Source organism: Entomoplasma ellychniae, from assembly GCF_002930155.1.
Classification (GTDB): domain Bacteria; phylum Bacillota_I; class Bacilli_A; order Mycoplasmatales; family Mycoplasmataceae; genus Entomoplasma; species Entomoplasma ellychniae.
Genome location: NZ_PHND01000001.1, coordinates 40,153 through 57,246 on the forward strand (window position 1 = coordinate 40,153; position 17,094 = coordinate 57,246).

The following is a 17,094-nucleotide window of genomic DNA, read 5'->3' on the forward strand; positions in this document are numbered from 1 at the left end:
TATATAGATATAAGATATATAGATAACTGAACCCAAACCAATGAATATTTAATTTTCAAAGAACATGGGCTCAACTTCTGGTATGTGTTGTACACTTCCTCACACAACTTAACCGTTCCTCAGATGCTGCTATCCAAAATTTGTAACAAAGAAATAAAAAAAGCGATTATAATCGCTTTTGTTGACCCTACAACCTTGTTATACGCCCTTAATTAAATGAACTTCATGATTTTATTTGACTTTGGTGCTATTAGTGCTAATGTTAATAACTGAATACCTAGTTAACTGAACCATTGGTTTATTTTCACTTAAATTAGAAATTCAAGAAAGACAAAACATATTAATTAAATTAGTTAATCAAGATGTAGACTTCTTTTTTGAAACAGTATCAGGAAATATATTAACAAGATTAGTTGGTGATACTCAATCTTTAGCTTTTGGTGTACAACAATTTGTTACCAATATAATTTATTTTTTAACAGGTTGTATTACAGCAATATCAATAATGCTTTTATCTAACATGGTAACTGTGGCTCTATTTAGTGGAATATATTTATTTTTAGTTATTGGAATAGCATTTATGTTATTCATTAAGTCAAGAAGAAAATTAATATTAGCATTTGATAAAAAAAGGGATGTTGATGAAGATATGACTGATAGAGTTTCCAATATATCTTTAATTAAATCTTCAGGCTTAGAAAAATATGAAATAAAAAGAATAGAAGATATGAACGAAATTTATAACAGAGCCGGAGATCCATCAATAACATGATCTTCAATTTTAAATTCATTTATATCAACATCAATTTCATTAATGTCATCAATTTACATTATAGCTGTTGCTATTATTATAGTTTTGCAAAATGCTAATCAAGCACAAGTTGCTAAAGTTTCAACAGATATTATTTTGGTTAATATTTTGTTATCTTTTTTACTTGGAGCTGTAGGAATGCTTGTGCCTACTTTAAGATCTGCAACAAGAGCTCAAAATGCAGCTCAAAGAATTTCAGAGCTAACAGAACCAGTGCCTACAATATTTTCAAACTATGAAGAAGCTGAAATAAAAAAAATAGAATCAATAACTTTAGAAGGTATTAAATTTGCTTATCCAAAAAAACCAGATAAAATAATTTTACCTAAAACTTCTATCACTTTTGAAAAAGGAAAATCATATGCATTTGTTGGTGAAACTGGTTCTGGTAAATCTACAATAGCAAAATTGTTATTAAAATTCTATGAACCAACTGAAGGTAAAATTATGATAACAGGTAAGTTTGATATTGGTGAAGGTAAAACAAAAACTGAATCACATGATTTACATGATATGAATTTACCATCTTATTTAAGTAGAGTTGGTTATGTAGAGCAAGAACCACAAATTGTTTTTGGAGATTTTTGAGAAAATATAAGATATGCAAAATTCGATGCTACTGATGAAGAAGTTATCAGAGCAACTAAAAAAGCAAATTTACATGATTTTATTATTTCGCTAAAAGATGGTTATGACACAATTCTTGGTCAAAGAGGTTTTTTATTATCTGGAGGACAAAAACAAAGGCTAGTTATTGCAAGAGTTTTTTTAAAAAATCCAGATTTATTAATACTTGATGAAGCAACTTCAGCATTAGATAACATTGTTGAAAAAGAAATTCAAAAAGAGCTTGATCAATTAATGCAAGGAAGAACCAGCGTAACCATAGCACATAGGCTTTCAACTATTAAAAATGTTGATCAGATTATAGTATTAGGGGCAAATGGTAAAGGAATATTGCAAATAGGTACTTTTGAAGAATTAATTGAAAAACCTGGAAGATTTAAAAAACTTTATGAAGCTGGTTTGATGGGTTAAAATGAGTAATATAAAACATGTCAACATAATTGGAGCTGGTATGGCTGGTTGCGAAGCTGCCTACCAATTATCCAAAAGAAAAATTAAGGTTAAACTTTACGAAGTTAAAAGAGTCAAGAAAAATCCTGTTCAAAAACTTGATGGTTTTGCCGAGCTAGTTTGTTCAAATTCACTTAGAAGTAATGAGTTAACTAATGCAGTTGGAACTCTAAAAGAAGAAATGAGATTATTAGATTCTTTTATATTAAGACTAGCGGAAAAAGCAAGTGTACCAGCTGGGGGGAGTTTGGCTGTTGATAGAGAAATTTTTTCGCAACTTGTAACCAAAGAGCTTGAAAACAATGAATTTATTGAAATCATAAATCAAGAATTTATCAATATACCAAAAGATGAAATTACCATAATTTGTTCAGGACCTTTAACTACTGAATCATTGCAAGAAGAATTGATTAAACTTATGGAAAGCGACGACTTTTATTTTTATGATGCTGTGGCACCCATAATTACAAAAAAATCTATTAATATGGACATTGCATATGCAAAAAATAGGTATGATAAAGGTGAAACAAAGGATTATATTAATTGCCCAATGAACGAAGATGAATATAATTTATTTTATAAAGAACTTGTTAATGGAGAAGTTGCTATTGGTCATTTACCAGGAGAAGCAGAATTAAAGTATTTTGAAGGGTGTATGCCTGTTGAAGCTATTGCTAAAAGAGGGACTCAAACATTACTATTTGGACCAATGAAACCAAAAGGTTTAAATAAACCCAATGGAACTAGAAATCACGCTGTAGTTCAATTAAGACAAGATGATGCAAATGATGAACTTTATAATATTGTTGGATTTCAAACTAACTTAAAATGAGGTGAACAAAAAAGAATTTTTACATTAATACCAGGATTAGAAAAAGCTAATTTTATAAGATATGGTGTTATGCATAAAAATAATTTTATTAATACACCTAAATTATTAAATAATTTTTTACAATTAAAATCTAATAATAAGATATTTTTTGCAGGCCAAATAATTGGTGTAGAAGGTTATGTTGAATCGTGTGTAACTGGTTTAATAACATCGTTGCATGTTTTTAAAATGATAAATAATAAGACTTTAATTAACCCACAATCTTCCTCAGTAACAGGTGCACTATTAAATTATATTCATAATGCTTCGCAAACAAACTTTCAACCAATGAAGGCAAATTGAGGGATTGTAGAAGATGTAACGTATTCAAAACCAGTTAATAAAATTACTAAACAAGAAATTCAAAAAACTAAATCTCTTATGAGATCTGAAAAAGCCATAAATGAAATTAAAGAGTTTATAAAAGAGTACAAAATATAAATCAAAGGAGAACTATGCAAAGTCGTTTAGATACAGTGTTTTGAGCATACTTTGATGAGTATTTAAAAAAAGACTCATCATTTTCATTAAGAAAACTAACTATTGATAATAAACAAAAAATAAATGAAGTTTATGAAATAGCATATTTTGCTATTTTTCAGTATAAGTTATGAAAAAATAAACCTATTTCAACTATAAATCCAGAATACTACAACCAATTTGCTGATTATTTAACAGTTAACTATGAAAATTTATTTCAACAAAAAAATAATAGCAATATAAAATTATCTAAGTTTAATACAAAAGACGAAAAAGATATACAACTTATTAAAGAAATAACTACAAAGTTGATACTTGTACACATAAACAAAACGTCTTGGATTGAAAAGAATGAAAATTACATTAATAACTACTATTGACTATTTTCTTCTCTAACCTCTTTGTCTTTAAGGTTTCAATACGACTTAAATTTCAAAAAAGAAAATAACATAAAATATCACTCTGTTGTTTACCCTTTTTTAACAACTTGTGTAATGATTGATATTTTTGACACAAAAAACATGATTAATAAAATTAAAAAAATATTTAGTAAAGAAAATTTAGCATTTGCATTTAAAAGTGGAAGAAGTTTATCTCAAGAAGAAAAAAAATGAATATTACCCCAGTTGATTAACATTAAAAAAGATGAGGACTGAAATTTATTTTTAATAAATTTTTCAAAGGAAAAATGAGAATTGCATGATGTTAATAAAAGATTTAAATTAATTCATGACTTGTCAAGACTAACTACAATTTTTTTAAAAGAGGAAATTTACAATATTTCTTTTATAGCTGATGGTGATGAAGTTTATGAAAAACTAGAAAATTATTTAAAATTATTTTTACCAATATCAAAAGAAGAAAGATCTGTAATTTTCAAAAAAGACGAAAATGAAAATTGACAAGCTTTATTTCCTATTAATTATAAAGATTACAATTTTAAATGAACTTTGTCTCATATTTCAAAATTCAAAGATTACAAAAAACTTAAATATAAAGAAGATAAGTTAGCAGAGTTTATATGAAGAGTTAGATATATTTTTGATTACATAGATTTTATTATGAAAAATAAGTCAAAAAATGAAGTTATATCAACTGAAATGATAAATTTCAAGTATATTGGTCTAGTTGAAACCTTAAAAATGTTTGAATTTAACAAAAATAAATATAAAGTTTTGATAAAACCTTTAACCTTTTCAGAAATAAATCTCGATCATAAATATTTTGAAAGAGCTATTCAAAAATCTCAAAGATTTGAAGAATTAGCTGATAGAGCGCTTCAAATTACAATCATGCTTAGAACTATTACTTTACTTATATGCATTGATTACAAAGCTCCTAAAGCTTTTAATTACTCTATTTCAGAAATAATAATTTACTATTTGTTGTCATTTGGTCCATATAAAAAAAATATGAATCTTTTTCAATCAAAAGATATTGAACAAATAGAGTCAAAAGTTGCAAAATTATTAATACAATACAAAAAATTAAAAAACAAAAACTTAGTTTTAGACACTTTGGGTGTAATTAATAAACTGCAAAATTTTAGTTAATTTTTAAAAAAATATTTTTTTTAAATAATGTGTGGTTTTTTTAAAAAAACTTCATTATGATAAAGATACAACTTAATATATGAAGAAACTTATACAGGATAACATAATGGGTTATTGACCCCGCCCCAGAACCAATTCCGGGACTATAAGGTATCTAAAAATTTTTATTGAAAGTTTCTTTTTTTATGCCAAAAATTGGTATTTAAAAAGTTTTTTTCTTACAATGAGTTTCTACATAGTATTAAAATAAATTTGTAAGAAGGGAAAAATAAATATATGGCAAAAATAAAAAATCAATATTATCAGGATTCATTGTCTCCATTAGAGTTTGCTTATAATAAATTTAACGGAAAATTGCGTTCTGTTAATTGAAATGTTATCAATGATGAAAAAGACTTGGAAATATGAAACAGAGCAACTCAGAACTTTTGATTACCTGAAAAAGTTCCAGTTTCAAATGACTTAACTTCATGAAGAACAATGGATGCAAAATGACAAGAGTTAGTAACAAGAACTTATACAGGTTTAACCTTGTTAGACACTATTCAAGCAACAATTGGAGACACAGCACAAATTCCTAATTCATTAACAGATCATGAACAAGTAGTTTATGCTAACTTTGCTTTTATGGTTGCAGTTCACGCTAGATCATATGGTTCAATATTTTCAACATTATGTTCATCAGAACAAATAGAAGAAGCCCATGAATGAGTTATTAATTGTGAATCTTTACAAAATAGAGCAAAAGTATTAATACCTTATTACTTAAATGATGACCCATTAAAGTCAAAAGTCGCTGCAGCTTTAATGCCAGGTTTTCTTTTATATGGCGGTTTTTATTTACCCTTCTATTTATCTGCAAGAGCTAAGATGCCAAATACATCAGATATTATTAGACTTATACTGCGAGATAAAGTTATTCATAATTACTATAGTGGATATAAGTATCAACAAAAAGTGGCTAAACTTTCTAAAGAAAAACAAGAAGAAATGAAAACATTTGTATTTGATTTACTTTACGAACTAATAGATTTAGAAAAAGCGTATTTATATGAATTATATGATGGTTTTGGAATAGCAGAAGACGCAATTAGATTTAGTGTTTATAATGCTGGTAAGTTTTTACAAAACTTAGGTTATGAATCTCCTTTTACATTAGAAGAAACTAAAATTGAACCTGAAATATTTAATCAATTATCTGCAAGAGCAGATGAAAATCATGATTTCTTTTCCGGAAATGGTTCTTCATATGTTATGGGAGTTTCTGAAGAAACAGAAGATGAAGACTGAGAATTTTAATTATGCACTTAGATGTTATTAAAGTTACAGACAAAGATGTAGTTAAACCCGCAGGGGAAATACATGTTGTTTACTTTTCGTCAAAGTCAAATAATACTCATAGATTTATTCAAAAGCTTAACTTTTTAAATTCAAGAATTCCTTACGAATTAGAAGAAAAAATAAGTGTGAATAGTGATTATGTTTTAATCACCCCAACTTATAGTGGGGGCGATGATGCTGCAAGTGGTGCAGTACCAAAACAAGTCATTCAATTTTTAAATGACCCTGATAACAGAAAATATTGTAGAGGAGTTATTGCATCAGGAAATACAAATTTTGGTGATTCTTTTGCAATCGCTGGACCAATATTATCTAAAAAATTACAAGTTCCTTTATTATTTCAGTTTGAATTATTAGGTACTTTTGAGGAAATTAAACAAATACAAGAAATACTAGAAAGATTTTGAGGAAAATAAAAATGGAAGAAAAAAAAATAAACACGTTAACAGGTACAAGCGAATCAGATGAATACATTTCTTTAAATGCTAGAACTAGATTAATGGATACAACAGTTGATAATTATGCTTTTGATATAGACGCTGCAAAATCTTATTTAAAACATCATGTTGAGCCAAGACTAATGAAATTTAGTTCAGTAAAAGAAAGAATTGAATACTTGATTAAAAACGATTACTATGATGCTGAAATAATTAATAAGTACACAATTGAACAAATTGAAGAGTTAACAGATCAAGCATATGGATATAAAAGAGAATATACAAGTTTTATGGGTGCTTTGAAGTTTTATAATTCTTATGCTCTAAAAACTTTTGATGGAAATCAATATTTAGAAAATATTGAAGATAGATCTTTAATGAATGCTTTATTTTTAGCAAATGGTAATTTTGCATTAGCTAAAAAAACTTTAAAACAATTAGTTTTAGGGCGTTTTCAACCAGCTACACCAACATATTTAAATGCTGGTAAAAAACAAAGAGGAGAATATGTTTCATGTTATTTATTAAGAGTAGAAGATAATATGGAATCAATTTGTAGAGCTGTAACAACTTCTTTACAGTTATCAAAAAGAGGCGGGGGTGTTGCTTTGTGTCTAACAAATGTTAGAGAATTAGGAGCACCAATTAAAAAAATCGAAAACCAAGCAACAGGCGTTGTGCCAATTATGAAAATTTTAGAAGATTCATTTTCATATGCTAATCAATTAGGTCAAAGACAAGGTGCAGGAGCTGTTTACATTAATGCTCATCACCCTGATGTATTAACTTTTTTAGATACTAAAAGAGAAAATGCTGATGAAAAAATTAGAATTAAATCACTATCTTTAGGTTTAGTAATTCCCGACATAACTTTTGAGCTTGCTCAAAAAAATGAAGAAATGGCATTATTTAGTCCTTATGATGTTGAAAAAGTTTATGGTAAAGCATTTTCAGATATTTCAGTTACTAAAGAATATAACAATATGCTAAAAAATGACAATATTAAAAAAACTTTTATTAGCGCAAGAAAATTATTTTTAACTATTGCTGAATTGCATTTTGAAAGTGGTTATCCTTATATACTATTTGATGACACTGTAAATAATAATAACGCACATGCTGCAATCGGAAGAATTGTTATGAGTAACTTATGTAGTGAAATAGCACAAGTAAGCACACCATCAACATATAATGATGATCTATCATATGTTTCAAAAGGAGACGACATTTGTTGTAATTTAGGTAGTTTAAATATAGCAAAAGTTATGGAAGCGGGAGAAGATTTTGGTGAAGTTATTAATAGCTCTGTTAAAGCATTAGATCTTGTTTCAAGAACGAGTGATTTATCAAGTGCACCATCAGTTGAACAAGGTAACAAAAAAAATCATGCTGTTGGTTTAGGAGCAATGAATCTTCATGGATTTTTAGCAACAAATTTTGTTTGATACAATTCACCAGAAGCTGTTGATTTTACAAATATTTTCTTTTATGTAATGGCTTATCATGCTTTTAAAACTTCTCATGAGTTAGCATTAGAATTTGGGGCATTTGTTGATTTTGAAAAAACTACATTTGCAACTGGTGCATATTTTGATAAATATACAAAATGTGCAAATGATAAGTGAAAACCAGAGACTGAAAAAGTTAAAGAACTGTTTGCACAATATAATGTAAAAATCCCTACTCAACAAGATTGAAAACAATTGGTTGAATTAATTAAAAAGGATGGAATGGCTAATTCACATTTAATGGCTGTTGCTCCCACTGGATCAATTAGTTACTTATCATCATGTACTCCAAGTTTACAACCGATTGTTTCTGCTGTTGAAGTTAGAAAAGAAGGAAAACTAGGAAGAGTTTATGTGCCTGCTTACAAAATTAATCAAGAAAATATGTCATATTATGCAATTGGTGCATATGAAATGGGCCCTTACCCAATTATTGATATTGTAGCTGCTGCTCAACAACATGTTGATCAAGCTATATCATTAACTTTATTTATGACTGATCAAGTTACAACGCGTGACTTAAATAAGGCTTATATTTATGCGTTTAAGAAAAAATGTGCTTCAATTTACTATATTCGTATTAGACAAGATGTTTTAGATTATACTGAAAATTATGAATGTGATTCATGTACAATATAACTAAAAGATAGGAAATGAAAAAATGAAAAATCAAGATAGAATAAAATTGGCAAAAATATCTTTTGTATTTATGATAATAACTACAATATTAATAGGATGACTTATAATTCCATTGTTTTGAATGATACCAATGACTGTAGTTAACAATAGAATTATTAAGCAATTAGAAAAAGGCGAAGAAAAATCATTTATAGTATTTTCAATTTGTACTTTAATATTTGCAAATGTTATCTCTGGAATATTGCTTTTACTAGCAGAAGTTTTAAATGACGAAAATGAAGTTAAAGAAAAAGAATCAGTCATAGATAAACAATAGAAATAATATAGTCACATGATTGACATTTTTAACAAAAAAATGTTATATTAATATAGTGACTATTTTTTATGCCCATGTAGCTCAGTAGGATAGAGCACGCGCCTTCTAAGCGTGAGGTCGGAAGTTCGAGCCTTCTCGTGGGTACCACTAGAAATTACTCAAATCATGCACTGCATGATTTTTTATTAAAGAGGTGCCAAATGAGCTATTATAACGAAACTATTGCTGAGATAGAAAAACTTATTCAAGAAAAAAAAGAATCTGAAGCACTATTAAAAATCAATGTAGAACTTTCTATGCCATATATCCCAAATGATATAGAAATTCAATTAATTAATTTAAAAAAAGAAGTCCATTCTGCAATTAATTTAAAAACAGAAAAAAGTCAAAGTATTGATCCTAAATACTTGTTTGAATTGTTGAGTTCTTCAGATAAAGAGCAACAAATTATTGCAACAAATTTCTTATCTAAAATAAATTTAAGAGAATACTTAAAAGAAATTAAAGAAATATTAAATTTTATTCAATTAGAAAATTCAATAAAAACTTTAATTATTTACAATTTAAAACTTCAAGAAATAAATCAAAGTTTAGAGTTTATATTTAATCAAGAAAAAATTATTATAAACCCAAGTAAAGTTGAATTTGAAGAAGACTTTGAATTTATTAATGAAATAGATAAATTAATTTATAACTCAGTTGAAAATGAAAATCCTGGTATAGCACATGATGCTAAATTTTTAAACATAAATTATTACTTAAATAATTTTCCAATTTTTAAACGTGAAAATGCTAATGAAAAAGCTGCAGCGTTAATTTTATTGTCTATTGAGATGCTTGAAGGTGAAAAACAAGTTAGTTATGTAAAAAAATGGTTTAATTATAATGAAGAAATATGCAAACAAATTTTAATGGAGCTAAAACAAAATGTCTAAACTTATTTTTGATAAAAATAATTATGAAGTGTTTGATGATTATAATGATGTAATGATTCAGGTTTTTGGAATTGGGTGTTCATTATGTTATGATGGTGAAATTTTTCAAGTACTTAAAAATCACCCAATTCCTTTTGGAAAACTTTTAAAAGAAAAAAACAAAGAGTTAAATGAACAAGAAACAGAAAAATTATTTAATCAACAAATTAAAGAGTGACAAACATTTGAAGACAAAAACTTTGAGTTTCAAAAACCAACATTTATTTGTGAAACCTGTTGAAATGAAATGATCTAGAAAGGGTTGTTATGAAATTTATTGATACAGCCAAATTTAAAATAAGGGCAGGTGATGGTGGTAATGGCGCTGTCAGTTTTCGTCATGAACTTTATGTTGCAAATGGTGGCCCTAATGGTGGAGATGGTGGAAACGGTGGTTCTGTTTTATTTTTAGCTGATGGTGGTAAACACTCATTACTTGATCTAAAATTGCAAAAAATGATTGTTGCAAAAGATGGTGAAAAAGGCGATATCAAAAATATGCATGGTGCGCAAGGTAAAGACACTATTATTAGAGTTCCAATTGGGACACTTTTAATTAATGAAAAAACAGGTGAAATATTAGCTGATTTAGACGAAGAAAAAAAACAAGTTCTTGTTGCCAAGGGGGGTAAAGGTGGAAAAGGAAATGCAAGATTTGCAAATTCTAGAAACAAAGCCCCAACAATATTTGAAGCTGGAGAACCAGGAGAACATTTTTATGTAAAAGCAGAACTTAAAGTTTTAGCTGATGTTGGTTTTGTTGGATTGCCAAATGCTGGTAAATCAACAATGCTAAGAGCAATATCAAATTCTAAACCAGAAGTAGCAGATTATGCTTTTACAACATTAAATCCGCAATTAGGTGTAGCTAAAGCTGTAAATGGTGAAACATTTATAGTAGCTGATCTTCCAGGTTTAATTGATGGTGCTAGTCTTGGGAAAGGACTTGGTCATCAATTCTTAAAACATATTGAAAGATGTAGGGTTATTTGTCACATAATTGATATGAGCGGAAATTATGGCCAAGAAGACATAATCAAAAATTATGAATTAATTAGAAATGAATTAAAACGATATAATTATAAATTAGATAAAAGACCTGAAATTATTGTTCTTAATAAAATGGACACTGATGAAGCAAAGATTAATGCTATGGATGACTCAATAAAAGAATTTTTTAAAGATAAAAAAGTAGTTTTCACAGCAGGTATTAAAAAAGAAAATACCCAAGAGTTATTAATAATGATTACAGAAGAATTAAAAACAGCAAAATACATTCCATTATGAGAAGTGGAAAAAGATATATATGACGGTGTTAAGGTTTATAAACTTGAAGAAGTTCCAGAAGATATCCAAATCGTTAATAAAGGCAATGGAAGATGAGAAGTTAAAGGGGATACTATATATAAGATATTTCAAAAATTCCCAATATCAACTGATGACAACTTGTTGCTATTTAATGAAAAGTTAAAAAAAACAGGTGTTTACAATATGTTACGTGAGCGTGGAGTTCAAGGAAAAGATATTGTTAAAGTAATTGACTATGAACTTGAATGAATGGATTAAAAGTAGTATTATAAACTTACAAAGGAAAAAGTGTGTATGAGTTTAAACAAATATTTAGATTACTTAGTTGAATGAATTCAACAAGAAGTTAAAAAAGCAAATCTGGACGGTGTTGTTGTTGGAATTAGTGGTGGAATTGATTCTGCAGTTGTTGCATGTTTGGCTAAAAAAGCATTTCCAAATAACTATCAAACAGTTTGAATGCCAATAGAGTCAAGCGATGAAGATTTTAAATGTAAACAAGAGTTAATAGAACAATGTGGTTTTAAATCAATTGAAGTTGATTTAAAACCAACTTATTTCACCTTTTGTGGTGCAATTGATGCTTCAAATACCCCAAATCATAAATTAGCTAAAGCAAATGCAAAAGCAAGATTAAGAATGACAACATTGTATACAGTAGCACAAACTAATAACTATTTAGTTTTAGGAACTGATAATAAAGATGAATGACATATTGGATATTTTACTAAGTTTGGTGATGGTGGGGTTGATATGGTTCCATTAGTACACTTACTAAAAAGAGAAGTTAGACAAGCAGCTAAAATATTGAATGTTCCTGATTCAATTATTAAAAGACCCCCAACAGCAAGTTTGTGAGAAGGTCAAACTGACGAAAGCGAACTTGGTTTTTCATATGATATATTAGATGATTATTTAATTGGATTAGAAGTTAAACCAGAAGTGAAAACAAAAATTGATCATTTACACAAAATAAGTGATCATAAAAGAAAAGGTGCTGTTGCTCCTTTGGAATTTAAAAGGTAAAGTTAGCAATTTGAGTTTGTAAAACTTAGGTTGTTTTTTTATTTTATTTATTTATAATAAATGATATATAGTTAACATTATTTGTATAAGCCGACATAAAGGGTTGGTGTTTCTACGGTTAAACCTATTTAACCTCTATAAGTACTGTTATAACTTTATAAAAACAAAAAGGAGAGAATAATGAATAATTCATTAGACCAAGAATTAGAATTTGAAGTAAAATCCAAAGCTCAAAAAGAAGAAACAAAAATTTCTAATAATCCCATTGCTAGATTTTTTAAGTTTAATGATCTTCAAACCACTTTTAAAAAAGAAATTATTGGTGGTGTTAGTACATTTTTAGCAATGGTTTATATTTTATCAGTTGAGCCAAATATTTTAAAAAGTTCACCTTCAATAGTAGAAGGTGAATCTAATATGAATTTTGATGGTATATTTTTAGCAACGGCTTTAGTAGTTTTTTTAGCCACTATGACTCAAGCATTATGATCAAGAGCCCCAATAGCTTTAGCACCAAGCATGGGACTAAATGCAATGTTTACATACAATGTTGCAGGAGCTGGTTTAGGATTTGAAGGAGCTATGCTATGTGTTATGTTATCATCTGCATTTTTTACTTTAATTGCAATCACACCTGTTAGAAAAATAATAGTGGGGTCTATGCCAGAATCACTTAAATTAATAATTGGTGTTGGTGTTGGATTCTTTATTGCTTATGTTGGTTTTAACAGTATGGGGTTCTTTAAAGTTGAAGGCGGATTACCAGTAGCTGAGATGGGTCATATATTAACTTATTATCCAGCTATGATAATAGGATTAATTGTTTTAATTGGATCAATTATTTTATATAAAAAAGGTAATATAGCCCCAATTGCCATTATGATTTTGTGTGGGTTGGTGGTATCTGTTATATTAGGCTCAACTTTAAAAAGTGAAGCTTTTGAAAAATCGTTTGGTTCTGCTAATATTAAAAATTTAAAATGAGATTTCATTGTTTTATTCAATGGTTTTGGGTCAAATATCAAAAATGCATATAACCAAATGGGAAATAATGAAATTTGAAGTAATCCAACATTTTACTTATCTATAGTTATATTAGCTATGTTAAACTTTTTTGATGCAACAGCCACTATTACAACAATTGCAAAACAAGTAGAAGTAATTAATAATAAAGAATATAAAATCCCTAATTCAGCTCTTATTTTAGATGCAGCTTCAGGAGTTGTTGGTGGAGGAATTGGAACTTCACATGTAGGATCTTTTATTGAAAGTGCTGTTGGTGTTTCACAAGGAGCTAAATCAGGTTTTGCTAATATAATTACAGCATTACTATTTTTAATAGCCATTCCTCTTTATCCAATTTTTAAAATGGTGCCATCATGTGTAACTGGTGCTGCAGCAGCATTTATAGGTGTATTGATGATTAATTCAATTAGAGAAATTGAATGAGAAAAACCCGAGTTTGCGCTTGCAGGTGTATTTGGAATATTATTTATGATAACAACATTTAATATTGCAAATGGAATTGCTTTTGCTTTTATATTCTATACTGTTGGATTAATATCAACAGGTAGAACTAAAGAAGTTTCTATAACTGTTTGAGTTCTTGACGTTACTTTTATAATTTATTTTATAGGTCTTGCCTTTATACAAATAAATTAAACACAAATATTAAATAAAAAAAGCCAGTTATAAAAAGGCTTTTTTTATTGCTGAGTGAACTCACTTTAACCACGTGCATTCTTGAAATACAAGTTTTTCACTTGAATCCTAAGCCTTAGAGTGATCGCATATAACAATCTCAATATTATTACATAAAAATTTTGTGATTTTTATCCAAATATGTTTTTTTATTTTTATTTGTTTTCAAAAAATATATTTTTTGCGCTAAATACAGATAATTTATTTGCTTTTTATTTCACATTTTGTAAGACATGTTAGCTAAGATATCTGAACTTTTTATAAATAGTGAAATGGTTTGTGGGATAAATTCAAATGACTTTACCTAGATATTATTTATTCATTTTATATTCACCACCATTAACTTGTTTATACTCTAATTAAATTTGAACTTTTATTTCATTGCTTACCTAAAGATCTTATTTGTGTTTTATAAAAATGCAACCATTTTATATAATCTGTCATATTCAAATACGTAATAAAGATCATTCAATAGTTATGTGAACTATATAAATTAATTTTTAACTTGATATGTTTATAATTCCTTCAAAAATTAAATTTTTATTTACATTGTATTTATTTTGAATTAATAAATCAGCATATCCACCAGTTAAAATAACATCTTTAATATTGTGTTCCTTTTTAATTTCTTTAATTAAACCTTTAATCATATATCAATGACCATTAACAACTCCTTTGTTTATAGCTTGTTTAGTTCACAAACCTTTAGTATTATTTTCTCATTTTACTTCTTGATAAAAGTTGAATTCTAAAGCATCAGCACTATCAATTAAACCTTTAAAACTAGATTCAATGCCTGGGGAAATGATAGCTCCAATCATTTTAGAGTCTTTAATTATCATAAAAGTGGTAGCCGTTCCCAAACTTACAATAATCCCATTAGAGGTTTTTCATCCGTAAAAATTAGCAATAAAATCTTGTCCTAATTGATCTATTGGATAAACAAAATCATTTTGACTGATTTTTTTAAAATCAAAAATAGAATAAGCTTTGTTTTCTTTTTGTTTAATTTTTTCTTCTATTTTTTTTACAACTGAAGAATAAATTAATTGATCATAGTGAGATTCAAAAACAACTTTAGTTTCATCTTGTAAAACATTTTTGGTCATAAATATTGTTTCTTTAATAAAACAATTATTTTGGCTATCATATCATTTACAATGTGTTGTGGTATTTCCAACATCAATTAAAAGTTTAATCATAAATACCTCACTTCATTAATATAATTATAATAATTTTTTCTACTTTATTAGCTTAGAATTTAAAAAAATTTCTACAAAAGTATTATAATATTAAAAGAATGAAAAAAAATTAAATGATGGAGAAATTATGGGTAAAAAATTAAAAGGAATTGGGGCAAGCGAAGGCCTAGCTGTTGCTAAAGCACTTGTTTTAAATGAAGAAGAAATTAAAATATCAAAAACTAAAATTAATGATATTACAAGTGAAATAAATAAATTAGAAAAAGCTATTTTAGCATCAGTTGATGATTTAGAAAAATTGAGGGTTTCAACACTTGATAAATTAGGAGAAGAAAAAGCAGCTATTTTTGATGCTCATAAACAAATAGCTGCTGATCCTGCTATGAAAGATGAAATGGTAAGTTTAATTACAAATGATAAAGTATCTGCGGACTTTGCTGCTGATAAAATTACTAACAATTATTATGAAATGTTTGCTTCAATGGATGATGAGTACTTCAAAGAAAGAAGTGCCGACATCAAAGATGTTGCCAATAGAATTATTAAACATATTTTAAATATTAAAATAGTTGATTTATCAACAATCAGTGAAGAAGTAATTATTGTTGCAGAAGATTTAACACCTTCTCAAACTGCACAATTGAATAAAAAGTTTGTTAAAGGTTTTGCAACCAATATTGGAGGAAGAACTTCTCATGCTGCAATTATGGCTAGAAGTTTAGAAATACCTGCAGTTTTAGGATTAAGAACTATTACAAATGATGTTAAAACTAATGAACTAATATCATTAGATGGTAAATCAGGGATTGTTGAAATAGAGTTAACTGATGAAGATATCAAAAATTATCAAACAGCTTCTGATAACTTTATTAAAGAAAAAGCTGAGTTATTAAAGTTTAAAAATGAAGCTTCAAAAACTAAAGATGGAATTAAAAAACTAATTGAAGCAAATATCGGTTCTCCTAGTGATGTTAATTCAGTTATTGAGAATGGTGGAGAAGGAATAGGATTATTTAGATCTGAATTTTTATACATGGATAATGATCATTTCCCAACAGAAGATGAACAATATGAATCATATAAAAAAGTTGTTGATGCTATGGAAGGAAAAATTGTAGTTATTCGAACATTGGATATTGGTGGTGATAAAAAATTATCATACTTTGAATTCCCTCATGAAATGAACCCATTTTTAGGGTATAGAGCTATTAGATTTACTTTAGACAGAAAAGACATTTTTAAAGATCAATTAAGAGCGTTATTAAGAGCTAGTGCACATGGTGAATTAGGGATTATGTTCCCAATGATAGCAACTGTTGATGAATTTTTAAGAGCAAAAGCGGTTGTTGAAGAGTGTAAGCTTGAATTAAAATCTGAGGGTATTAAATATGATGAAAATGTTCTAGTAGGAATGATGGTAGAAATACCAGCAGCTGCAGTTAATGCAGATAAATTTAGTAAACATGCTGATTTCTTTTCTATAGGAACTAATGATTTAATTCAATACTCAATGGCAGCTGACCGTATGAGCGAAAATGTTTCATACTTATATCAACCTTTGAACCCGGCGATCTTAAAACTAATATCATTAACTATTGAAGGTGCTCATAAAAATAATAAGTGAGTAGGTATGTGTGGAGAAATGGCTGGGGATATTCAAGCATTGCCAATTTTAGTGGGTTTAGGATTAGATGCATTTTCAATGAGTGCAAGTTCAATTTTACAAGCAAGATGTTTAATGAGCAAAATTACAATGAAAGAAGCTAAAGAACTATCAATTAAAGCTTTAGAGTGTGAAGACACTGATGAAGTTATTAAATTGGTTGATAACTTTATCGAAGGTATATAAC

The 17,094-nt window shown here is 27.7% G+C and carries 14 protein-coding genes, 1 tRNA gene and 2 riboswitches; of the genes, 14 read left to right on the forward strand and 1 reads right to left on the reverse strand.

Features of this window, described 5'->3' with window-relative positions:
• The first annotated feature begins 259 nt into the window (after positions 1-259).
• From EELLY_RS00165 to EELLY_RS00225, 13 genes are all read left to right on the forward strand, one after another.
• A complete protein-coding gene (locus EELLY_RS00165; protein WP_104205515.1) occupies positions 260-1,849 on the forward strand; it encodes an ABC transporter ATP-binding protein in 1,590 nt (529 codons plus the stop codon).
• Between the two features lies 1 nt (position 1,850).
• Positions 1,851-3,200 (forward strand): methylenetetrahydrofolate--tRNA-(uracil(54)-C(5))-methyltransferase (FADH(2)-oxidizing) TrmFO, encoded by a 1,350-nt coding sequence (trmFO, locus tag EELLY_RS00170; RefSeq protein WP_104205516.1) that lies wholly within the window; start codon positions 1,851-1,853, stop codon positions 3,198-3,200.
• A 14-nt stretch (positions 3,201-3,214) separates the two neighbouring features.
• Positions 3,215-4,792 (forward strand): hypothetical protein, encoded by a 1,578-nt coding sequence (locus EELLY_RS00175; RefSeq protein WP_104205517.1) that lies wholly within the window; start codon positions 3,215-3,217, stop codon positions 4,790-4,792.
• An 87-nt stretch (positions 4,793-4,879) separates the two neighbouring features.
• Positions 4,880-4,943, forward strand: a riboswitch (nucleoside riboswitch).
• Between the two features lie 125 nt (positions 4,944-5,068).
• A complete protein-coding gene (gene nrdF, locus EELLY_RS00180) occupies positions 5,069-6,091 on the forward strand; it encodes a class 1b ribonucleoside-diphosphate reductase subunit beta (protein WP_104205518.1) in 1,023 nt (340 codons plus the stop codon).
• A 2-nt stretch (positions 6,092-6,093) separates the two neighbouring features.
• Positions 6,094-6,549 carry a class Ib ribonucleoside-diphosphate reductase assembly flavoprotein NrdI gene (nrdI, locus tag EELLY_RS00185; RefSeq protein ID WP_104205519.1) on the forward strand — a complete coding sequence of 152 codons (456 nt, stop codon included), beginning with the start codon at positions 6,094-6,096 and terminating at the stop codon, positions 6,547-6,549.
• Positions 6,550-6,551: 2 nt separating this feature from the next.
• On the forward strand, positions 6,552-8,717 hold the full coding sequence (gene nrdE, locus EELLY_RS00190) for a class 1b ribonucleoside-diphosphate reductase subunit alpha (protein ID WP_104205520.1): 2,166 nt from the start codon (positions 6,552-6,554) through the stop codon (positions 8,715-8,717).
• A 22-nt stretch (positions 8,718-8,739) separates the two neighbouring features.
• Positions 8,740-9,033: a hypothetical protein gene (locus EELLY_RS00195; RefSeq protein ID WP_104205521.1), complete on the forward strand. Its 294-nt coding sequence runs from the start codon at positions 8,740-8,742 to the stop codon at positions 9,031-9,033.
• A 70-nt stretch (positions 9,034-9,103) separates the two neighbouring features.
• Positions 9,104-9,180, forward strand: a tRNA-Arg gene (locus tag EELLY_RS00200).
• Positions 9,181-9,233: 53 nt separating this feature from the next.
• Positions 9,234-9,968, forward strand: a complete 735-nt coding sequence (locus EELLY_RS00205; RefSeq protein ID WP_104205522.1) for a hypothetical protein — start codon at positions 9,234-9,236, stop codon at positions 9,966-9,968.
• Positions 9,961-10,263 carry a hypothetical protein gene (locus tag EELLY_RS00210; RefSeq protein WP_104205523.1) on the forward strand — a complete coding sequence of 101 codons (303 nt, stop codon included), beginning with the start codon at positions 9,961-9,963 and terminating at the stop codon, positions 10,261-10,263. Before EELLY_RS00205 ends, EELLY_RS00210 begins: the two co-directional genes overlap by 8 nt.
• 11 nt (positions 10,264-10,274) lie before the next feature.
• Positions 10,275-11,573 (forward strand): GTPase ObgE, encoded by a 1,299-nt coding sequence (gene obgE / locus EELLY_RS00215; protein ID WP_104205524.1) that lies wholly within the window; start codon positions 10,275-10,277, stop codon positions 11,571-11,573.
• A 36-nt stretch (positions 11,574-11,609) separates the two neighbouring features.
• Entirely contained in the window at positions 11,610-12,341 is a 732-nt protein-coding gene (gene nadE / locus EELLY_RS00220) for an NAD(+) synthase (protein WP_104205525.1), read from the forward strand.
• Positions 12,342-12,402: 61 nt separating this feature from the next.
• A riboswitch (purine riboswitch) is annotated at positions 12,403-12,499 on the forward strand.
• A 22-nt stretch (positions 12,500-12,521) separates the two neighbouring features.
• On the forward strand, positions 12,522-14,003 hold the full coding sequence (locus EELLY_RS00225; RefSeq protein WP_104205526.1) for an NCS2 family permease: 1,482 nt from the start codon (positions 12,522-12,524) through the stop codon (positions 14,001-14,003).
• A 539-nt stretch (positions 14,004-14,542) separates the two neighbouring features.
• Here EELLY_RS00225 and EELLY_RS00230 read toward each other — a convergent pair.
• On the reverse strand, positions 14,543-15,244 hold the full coding sequence (locus EELLY_RS00230; RefSeq protein WP_104205527.1) for a type III pantothenate kinase: 702 nt from the start codon (positions 15,242-15,244) through the stop codon (positions 14,543-14,545).
• A gap of 127 nt (positions 15,245-15,371) precedes the next feature.
• Here EELLY_RS00230 and ptsP point away from each other — a divergent pair, with 127 nt between their 5' ends.
• Entirely contained in the window at positions 15,372-17,093 is a 1,722-nt protein-coding gene (ptsP, locus tag EELLY_RS00235; protein WP_104205528.1) for a phosphoenolpyruvate--protein phosphotransferase, read from the forward strand.
• Position 17,094 lies beyond the last annotated feature (1 nt).